This window comes from Nesterenkonia rhizosphaerae (genome assembly GCF_039544555.1).
GTDB classification, from domain to species: Bacteria; Actinomycetota; Actinomycetes; order Actinomycetales; family Micrococcaceae; genus Nesterenkonia; species Nesterenkonia rhizosphaerae.
The window spans coordinates 1,802,733-1,811,112 of sequence record NZ_BAABLW010000007.1 but is presented as its reverse complement, the minus strand read 5'-3'; the positions used below and the strand labels follow the sequence as shown (position 1 = coordinate 1,811,112).

8 protein-coding genes and 1 rRNA gene are annotated in these 8,380 nt (G+C 63.1%); all 9 read left to right on the top strand.

What is annotated here, in order from left to right:
• Nucleotides 1-96 (top strand): 5S ribosomal RNA (gene rrf / locus ABEA23_RS14195); the annotation flags it as partial.
• Between the two features lie 137 nt (nt 97-233).
• Entirely contained in the window at nt 234-1,091 is an 858-nt protein-coding gene (locus ABEA23_RS14190; protein ID WP_345478628.1) for a tetratricopeptide repeat protein, read from the top strand.
• Nucleotides 1,088-1,900, top strand: a complete 813-nt coding sequence (locus ABEA23_RS14185) for an HAD-IIA family hydrolase (protein ID WP_345478627.1) — start codon at nt 1,088-1,090, stop codon at nt 1,898-1,900. Before ABEA23_RS14190 ends, ABEA23_RS14185 begins: the two co-directional genes overlap by 4 nt.
• Nucleotides 1,897-2,088, top strand: coding sequence for a hypothetical protein (locus ABEA23_RS14180; RefSeq protein ID WP_345478626.1), 192 nt, complete (start codon nt 1,897-1,899; stop codon nt 2,086-2,088). Before ABEA23_RS14185 ends, ABEA23_RS14180 begins: the two co-directional genes overlap by 4 nt.
• A gap of 15 nt (nt 2,089-2,103) precedes the next feature.
• Complete coding sequence (locus tag ABEA23_RS14175) at nt 2,104-2,955, top strand: TlyA family RNA methyltransferase (RefSeq protein WP_345478625.1); 852 nt, start codon at nt 2,104-2,106, stop codon at nt 2,953-2,955.
• Nucleotides 2,956-2,972: 17 nt separating this feature from the next.
• Nucleotides 2,973-3,992 carry an NAD kinase gene (locus ABEA23_RS14170; protein WP_345478624.1) on the top strand — a complete coding sequence of 340 codons (1,020 nt, stop codon included), beginning with the start codon at nt 2,973-2,975 and terminating at the stop codon, nt 3,990-3,992.
• On the top strand, nt 3,989-5,719 hold the full coding sequence (gene recN / locus ABEA23_RS14165; protein WP_345478623.1) for a DNA repair protein RecN: 1,731 nt from the start codon (nt 3,989-3,991) through the stop codon (nt 5,717-5,719). The genes ABEA23_RS14170 and recN overlap by 4 nt, the downstream gene beginning before the upstream one ends.
• Before the next feature lie 21 nt (nt 5,720-5,740).
• Nucleotides 5,741-7,423 carry a CTP synthase gene (gene pyrG / locus ABEA23_RS14160; protein ID WP_425577200.1) on the top strand — a complete coding sequence of 561 codons (1,683 nt, stop codon included), beginning with the start codon at nt 5,741-5,743 and terminating at the stop codon, nt 7,421-7,423.
• The gene (xerD, locus tag ABEA23_RS14155) at nt 7,420-8,373 is read left to right on the top strand and encodes a site-specific tyrosine recombinase XerD (protein ID WP_345478621.1); all 954 of its coding nucleotides are present in this window, start codon (nt 7,420-7,422) and stop codon (nt 8,371-8,373) included. Before pyrG ends, xerD begins: the two co-directional genes overlap by 4 nt.
• Nucleotides 8,374-8,380 lie beyond the last annotated feature (7 nt).

The window sequence follows — 8,380 nt, the reverse complement described above, 5'->3', positions numbered from 1 at the left end:
GAAACGCCCGGTCCCATCCCGAACCCGGAAGCTAAGGCCCACAGCGCCGATGGTACTGCACACGGGAGTGTGTGGGAGAGTAGGTCGCCGCCGGACACTCATTAGCACAAAGGCCCGTCAACTTCGCAGCGTCGCGGAGATGACGGGCCTTTGTCGTGCATCCAGACATCTACCCGTGTCCAGCGGGGGAGAGACTCCCTCGGTATCCTGATTCAGTGAGAAGAGACGAATCTATGAATGACCGCCGTTTCCAGGAGCGCGCTCCCCGTGAGCGCCCTGAGCGTAATCCCGCAGATCTTCGACGCTCTAACAGCGATGAACGCGGCCGGTCGCCTGAAATCGATGAGGATGTCACCGGTAAGGAACTCGACCGCGAGGCTTCCCGGCAGCTGGGCACTCTCAATGACACCAACCGCAAATGGGTTGCCCGTCACCTGGTCATGGCCGGCCGTCTCTTTGATATTGACCCTCAGCTGGCATTTGAGCATGCCTTGGCCGCCTCCCGGCGTGGCGGCCGGCTCGCCGTCGTACGTGAGGCCGTAGGTCTTACCGCCTATGCTGCCGGTGATTACGAAGAGGCACTGCGCGAACTACGCACCTACCGGCGTATCAGCGGCGACCAGACTCATCTGCCGGTCCAGGCCGACTGCCTCCGCGGACTTGGCAAACCGGATAAGGCCATTGAGCTGGCTCAGGAGCCAGAAGCCACACAGCTCGCCGGTCAGTCTCGGGCTGAACTGGCCATGGTGGTCTCCGGGGCCCACCTTGACCAGGGTGATCACAGCTCGGCACTGAGCGCCCTGGAAATCCCCGAGCTGGATATCAACCGTGCATTCAGCTTCTCCCCGCGGCTTTACGCCGCCTACGCCGATGTGCTCGAATTGTTGGGACGAGACGAAGAGGCCAAGCGTTGGCATGCGCAGATTGCTGTGGCCGAACGCGCGTTGGGCACCGGTCTCTTCGAGGATCCGGAGATTTTGGACTTTGATGAGGAAGACGCTGCCGACGAGCTGCCGAAAGTCAAAGAGCTCTTCGGCAAGGGCCAGAACCGTCGTGGATCGGATGAGAGGCGCGGACGGAGCCAGCGATGACTCAGCCGCTGGTCCAACAGCATGACGGTGTCCTCTTCGACCTCGATGGCGTTCTCTACGCAGGCCCATCTGCGGTGCCCGGTGCCCCGGAGGCCGTCGCGTCCCTCACAGCCCAGGGAACACCACACGGTTTTGTCACCAATAACGCCTCGCGCTCAGCTGAGTCCGTCGCATCGCATTTGAGCGAACTTGGCATACTCGCCAGCCCAGCGCAGGTTATTGGGTCAGCGCCAGCAGGTGTTGCTCTGATGGCCGAGCAGATTCCTGCAGGCGCGCGCGTACTGGTGACCGGCAGTGCTTACCTGGCGTCACTGGTAGAGGCTGCTGGCTTCGAGACAGTGCCCAGTGCTGCCGAGAACCCTGATGCCGTCATCCAAGGTTTCGAGCCGACTCTGGGCTGGGCTGATCTTGCCGAAGCTGCCTATGCCGTGAATAACGGCGCAGCGTGGTTCGCCACGAATCTGGACTATTCCGTTCCGCGAGACCGGGGCATAGCCCCCGGAAATGGGGCACTGGTGCAGGCTGTCTCCTACGCAACCGGCCAGTCTCCGCAAGCAGCAGGTAAGCCGGAGCCGACAATGTTCCTCCAGGCGGCACAAACGCTCGGACTGCGAAATCCGCTGGTCGTAGGGGATCGACTGGATACCGATATTCTGGGTGGAAATCGCGCAGGATTCAGCACCGCCTTAGTTCTCACCGGTGTCAACAGTGCTGAAGACGCTGTTCACGCAGAGCACACGATGCAGCCGAACTGGATTCTGCGTACCCTCGAAGACCTCTTCAACGCTGAGCACAGGGGACTCCAGTGAACATCACCAGCGAAGGTCCCACGGCTGAGCCGCATGGTGAGAACCAGTTCGAGAAGAACCCGTTGGAGACCACTAGCCCTGAGGACGCGGAGTCCGGACTCACCCTGGAACAGCTTGAGGACGAGATTCGCTCGGCCGAAGAACTGCACCGCAGCCTCACCGAACGCCTGCACGAGACCGCACAGTGACGGCGTGACGAGGTCATGAGCAAACAGCGACTCGATAAGGCTCTCGTTGAGCTCGGATTAGCTTCCAGCCGTACCCGCGCCGGGGCACTCATCAGCCAAGGGCACGTGAAAGTCGACGGCGTCGTCGTCACCAAGGCCTCCGCCACTGTTAGTGACACACAGCAGCTGACGGTCACTCACCAGGATCCCTGGGTCAGCCGTGCCGCCCATAAGCTGCTGGGGGCCCTGGAGGCGTTCCCAGACGTGCGCGTTGAGGGTCGGCGCTGCCTAGATGCTGGCGCCTCCACCGGCGGATTCACCCAGGTGCTGCTGACTCGCGAGGCCGCAGACGTGGTCGCTGCGGACGTGGGGCATGATCAGTTAGCCGCTGTGCTGCGGCAGGACGCCCGGGTGCGCAATATCGAAGGGTTCAACCTCCGATATGCAGAACCCGGGGATCTCGGGGAGCCGTTTCAGCTCATTGTGGCTGACCTCTCCTTCATCTCACTGAAACTGATCGTGGGTCCCCTCGCAAGGCTAGCCGCACCAGGGGCTGACCTGGTTCTGATGGTGAAGCCACAGTTCGAAATAGGCAAAGACCGGCTCGGGCGCACCGGCGTCGTCAGCAGCCCGCAGCTGCGTCAGGAGGCGGTCTCCGGCGTCGTCGTTGCTGCTGAGGAAGCCGGGCTAAGCCTGCAGGGAGCGGCACGCTCGTCACTGGCCGGACAGGACGGCAACGCCGAGTTCTTCCTGCACCTACGCAAACCCGCTGCAGGGGGCGCTGTGGAATACAGCACCGCAGTCACCGGCACGGACGATAGGCTGAGCGAAATCGACTTTCACGATCCGGCCCCGGCCGGCAGCGGAGTCACAGACCCGCAGAGCTGATCGCTTAGGAGGCGTACATGACCCGTGAGGTGCTCATCCTGGCGCACACTGGACGCCGCGACGCCGTCGACGCCGCCGTCACCGTCGCAGCGAAACTGCATCAGGCAGGGCTGCGCCCGGTCATGCTTGAACGCGATATCGCAGACCTGAAAACCAGTGTGGGAGCAGCATTCGAGAAGATCCCGGTGGCAGTGGCAGAACGCGAAGTGCCCACCAGCCGGTGCGAGGTGGGGATGGTCCTAGGAGGGGACGGCTCCATCCTGCGAGCAGCTGATCTGGTCCGCAGTGCGGAACTGCCACTGATGGGCGTCAACCTTGGCCACGTCGGGTTCCTTGCCGAATCCGAGCGGACCCAGCTGGATGAATCCGTACAGTGGGTGGTGGAGCAGAACTACACCGTCGAACAACGCATGGCACTTGACGTGCAGGTCTGGCACGCCCAGCAGCACATCGGCTCCAGCTGGGCTCTGAATGAAGCGAGCATTGAGAAGGCCGTGCGAGAACGCATGGTGGAACTGGTCATTGAAATCGACGGCGCCCCGGTCTCCACCTTCGGCTGTGATGGAGTGGTCATGGCTACTCCCACCGGTTCCACCGCCTACGCCTTCTCCGCCGGAGGGCCCGTCGTGTGGCCAGAGGTGCAGGCACTGGTGATGGTACCTATCTCGGCCCATGCCCTCTTCGCTCGGCCACTGGTGGTGGACCCGGATTCCATCATGGCCGTTGAAGTCCTGCAGCGGGATGAGGAGGAAGGTGTCCTGTGGTGCGACGGTCGGCGGATGATGACACTGCCGCCGGGGTCACGGGTGGAAGTCACTCGGTCTGATACCCCGGTGCTGCTTGCTCGCGTCCATCAGACCCCTTTCTCCCAGCGATTAGTGGATAAATTCAACCTGCCTACTACTGGATGGCGCGGCCCGCTGGAGAAGGGGGACCAGGACAGAAGGGGCTCGGTGGAGATGAAACCCTCGGAGTCCATGGAACAGGAAGCCAGCGCGACCGAATCCTCCTCAGCAGTACAGGACGGCCAGCAATGATTGAACATGTCACCATTACTGACCTCGGCGTCATCGAACGCGCCGAACTGGACCTGCACCCGGGCTTCAACGTGGTCACCGGTGAAACCGGTGCCGGTAAGACCATGGTGGTGACCGCCTTCGGACTGCTGCTGGGATCCCGTGCCGAAGCCAGTGCAGTGCGTGCAGGGGCGGAGAAAGCCGCGGTGGATGCTGAACTTGATGTCCCAGCAGGCCACCCGGCGCGTCAACGTGCAGCTGGGGCGGGTGCGCTCCTGGAGGACGACGACGCCGAACCGCTGCTGCTGGGCCGCGGCCTGAGCGCCAAAGGGCGCAGCAGGGCCAGTGTGTCTGGACGGGCCGTGCCGGTCAGCGTGCTGGGGGAGATCGGTGCCCAGCTGGTCACCGTCCACGGGCAGAGCGACCAGCTGCGCCTGAAATCAGCCAGCGCTCAGCGGCATGCCTTGGACCGCTATGCCGGGCAAGAGTTCCTTGAAGATCTCGTCCGGTACCGCAGTAGCTTCGCCCAGTACCAGCAGAAAGCCGCTGAACTTGAAGACATCACCGCCAATGAGCGCGAGCGTCGGCGCGAAGAAGAGCAGCTGCAGCTAGCTCTGGAAGCTATCGATGCAGTGGATCCCCAGCCCGGGGAGGATGAACAGCTCAAAGCCGAGGCGCTGAAGCTGGAGAACGTCGAAGGGCTTCGCGAAGCTGCGCGGACTGCCCAGACCGCCTTGGCTGGAGCTGATGCCGCCGAAGCGGTGGACACCGCCCCCAATGCCGTGGAGCTGGTCGAGGCCGCTTCGGCAGCGCTGACACCGGTGACTGATCAGGATGATGAACTTCAGCAGATCGCTGCCCAGATCAGTGAAGTCTCCACCCTGCTGACCGATGCCGCCTCCCAGTTGGGTCTCTACGCTGCTGGCCTGGATGAATCAGGTCCGGAACGGCTCGCCGAGGTCCACCAGCGGCGCTCCGAGATCGACCGGCTGCTCAGGCTCTACGGCCCGGATATCGAATCGGTCATCAGCTGGGCTGCAGAATCGCGGCAGCGCCTGATGACCCTGCAGAGCGATACGGACCGGATCGAAGAACTCACCGAAGAAGTCCAGCGTCTTGAGGCACAGCTCTGGGAGCAAGCTGCTGACCTGCGCAGGCAGCGCCAGGAGGCGGGGGAGCGCCTGGGACAAGCGGTTGGCCGTGAACTCGCTGCCCTGGCCATGCCGCACGCCCGACTGGTGGTCCAAGTGGAGGAAACGGCCGAGCTGACCCGCCACGGCGCCGACGTCGTGAGTCTGCTGCTGGCCCCGCATGCTGGAGCCGCGCCGCTTCCGCTGGGCAAGGGCGCTTCAGGCGGTGAACTCTCCCGCGTGATGCTGGCTCTGGAAGTTGTGCTGGCGGAGCAGGATGCCGCGGGCACGTTCATCTTCGATGAGGTCGACGCCGGGGTGGGCGGCAAAGCGGCCGTGCAGATCGGTAAGCGGCTGGCCATGCTGGCCAAGCACGCCCAGGTGATCGTGGTGACCCACCTGCCGCAGGTCGCCGCCTATGCTGATCGTCACATCCGGGTCTACAAGACCTCGGAGCAGAACGCCGACGACGGCGGGTTCACCAGTTCTGATGTGCGTGCGCTCTCTGACCAGGAGCGGGTGGGGGAGTTGGCCCGTATGTTGGCCGGTCAGGAGGACTCCGCCTCAGCCCGTGCCCATGCCCAGGAGCTGCTGGAGACTGCGTCCTCGGATTCCTGAAGGGTGATAGGCTAGAATTCCGTGGTGCAGCGCAATAGTTCCCGGAATCCTAACAGCCCTTTCACAACCCGACAGATCTTTGTCACCGGTGGTGTGGTCTCCTCGCTCGGCAAGGGCCTGACCGCATCTTCCCTGGGGCATCTGCTCCGGGCGCGCGGACTCTCCGTGGTGATGCAGAAGCTCGATCCCTATCTGAATGTGGATCCGGGCACAATGAACCCCTTCCAGCATGGTGAAGTCTTCGTCACTGAAGACGGCGCCGAAACAGACCTGGACATCGGCCACTACGAGCGTTTCCTTGATGAGAACCTCGACGGTCTCAATAACGTGACCACCGGCCAGGTCTACTCCAGCGTCATCGAGAAGGAACGCCGCGGCGATTACCTCGGCGACACCGTGCAGGTCATCCCGCATATCACTGATGAGATCAAACGCCGTATGCGGCTGCCCGCCGAACCGGCAGCCGATGGCAAGGTTCCCGATATCATCATCACTGAAATCGGCGGCACCGTCGGCGATATCGAATCTCAGCCCTTCCTGGAAGCAGCACGTCAGATCCGGCAGGACATCGGCCGGGAGAGTGTCTTCTTCCTGCATGTCTCCTTGGTGCCCTACATCGGCCCCAGCCAGGAACTGAAGACTAAGCCCACCCAGCACTCCGTGGCGGCGCTGCGCTCCATCGGTATCCAGCCTGATGGCATTGTGCTGCGCTCCGACCGTGAGCTGCCCCAGGATATCCGCGGCAAGATCTCCCGGATGTGCGATGTGGCCGAAGACGCAGTGATCAACTGCGCCGATGCCCCAAGCATCTATGACATCCCGCGCATCCTGCACAAGCAGGCTATCGACGCCTATGTGGTGCAGGCCCTGGACCTGAAGTTCAAGGACGTGGACTGGTCCAAGTGGAACCGTCTGCTCAACGTGGTCCATCACCCCGACCACGAGGTGGAGATCGCACTGGTCGGCAAGTACATCGACCTTCCCGATGCCTACCTCTCGGTCACCGAAGCTTTGCGCGCTGGCGGCTTCGCTCACAATGCGAAGACCAAGATCCGCTGGGTGGCCTCCGACCTGTGCTCCTCCGAGGAGGGTGCAGCCAAGGCGCTGGCCGGAGTGGACGCCATCTGTGTGCCAGGCGGCTTCGGCGTGCGCGGCCTCGATGGCAAAATCGGGGCTCTGCGTTATGCCCGCGAGAACGGCGTCCCGGCCCTGGGCCTGTGCCTGGGTCTGCAGACCATGGTCATGGAATACGCCCGCAATGTGCTGGGTATGACCGAGGCCAACTCCACCGAGTTCGACCCCGAGACCAAGTTCCCGGTGATCGCCACTATGGCCGAGCAGAAGGACATCGTCTCCGGCGAAGGAGACCTCGGCGGCACCATGCGACTGGGTGCCTATGATGCGAAGCTCCTTGAAGGTTCGGTGGTGGCCGAGACTTACGGCACTACCGAGATCTCCGAGCGCCACCGCCATCGCTACGAGGTCAACAACGCTTACCGCGAGCAGCTCTCCGAGGCTGGTCTGGTCTTCTCCGGCACCAGCCCCGATGACAAGCTCGTGGAGTTCGTGGAGCTGCCTAAGGACGTTCACCCCTACTACGTCTCCACTCAGGCCCACCCGGAGCTGAAGTCGCGGCCCACCAACCCGCATCCGCTCTTCGCCGGTCTGGTCAAGGCAGGTCTGGAGCGTCAAGAGGCCCGGTGAGCCAGACTCCGGAGTCACCGCTGTGGATTGAGGTCACCAACTACCTCAGCCACCTGCGTATTGAGCGGGGCTCCTCGCAGAACACCCTGGACTCCTACCAGCGGGATCTGCGCCGCTACATCGCCTACCTGGACAGCCGCGGAATCACTGCGGTTGTCCAGGTAGATGCTGGGCATATCGCCGAATTCCTCCAAGCCGTTCGCACCGGCGACGACGGCGGCACTGCACTCTCCGAACGCTCTACCGCCCGGGTGCTCGCCTCGGTACGCGGGGCCCATAAGTTCTGGGCTATGGAGGGGCTGACCACCCATGATCCGGCTACTAAGATCAGTGCGCCCAAGCAGGCCGAGACGCTGCCCAAAGCACTCAGTGTGGAAGAAATCACCCGGCTGCTGGAGACCCCTAATAGTGCCACCGCCTTCGGGCTGCGGGACCGGGCCCTGCTGGAGCTGCTCTATGCCTCCGGAGCCCGCATCAGCGAGGCCATCTCCCTGGATGTTGATGACATCCACGCCGTCACTGACGCCACCGACTCACTGGTGCTGCTCAGAGTCACCGGTAAAGGAGATAAGCAGCGAATGGTGCCGCTGGGCAGCTACGCCCAGCGCGCCGTCGCCGACTATCTGACCGCGGGCAGACCTGCACTGGCGCAGCACGCGAAGAAAAGCTCTCCGGCGCTGTTCCTCAACAAACTCGGCGGTCGGCTTTCGCGTCAGTCGGCATGGACGGTGCTGCAGAAGACCGCCGCCGACGCTGGCATCACCGTCGAGGTCTCGCCGCATACGCTGCGACACTCCTGCGCCACCCACCTGTTGGAAGGCGGAGCCGATATCCGCACCGTTCAGGAACTGCTGGGCCACGCCTCGGTCACTACCACTCAGATCTATACGAAGGTCACACCTCAAGCGCTGCAAGAGACATACGTCTCGGCTCATCCGCGTGCCTTGTAAGGTATGG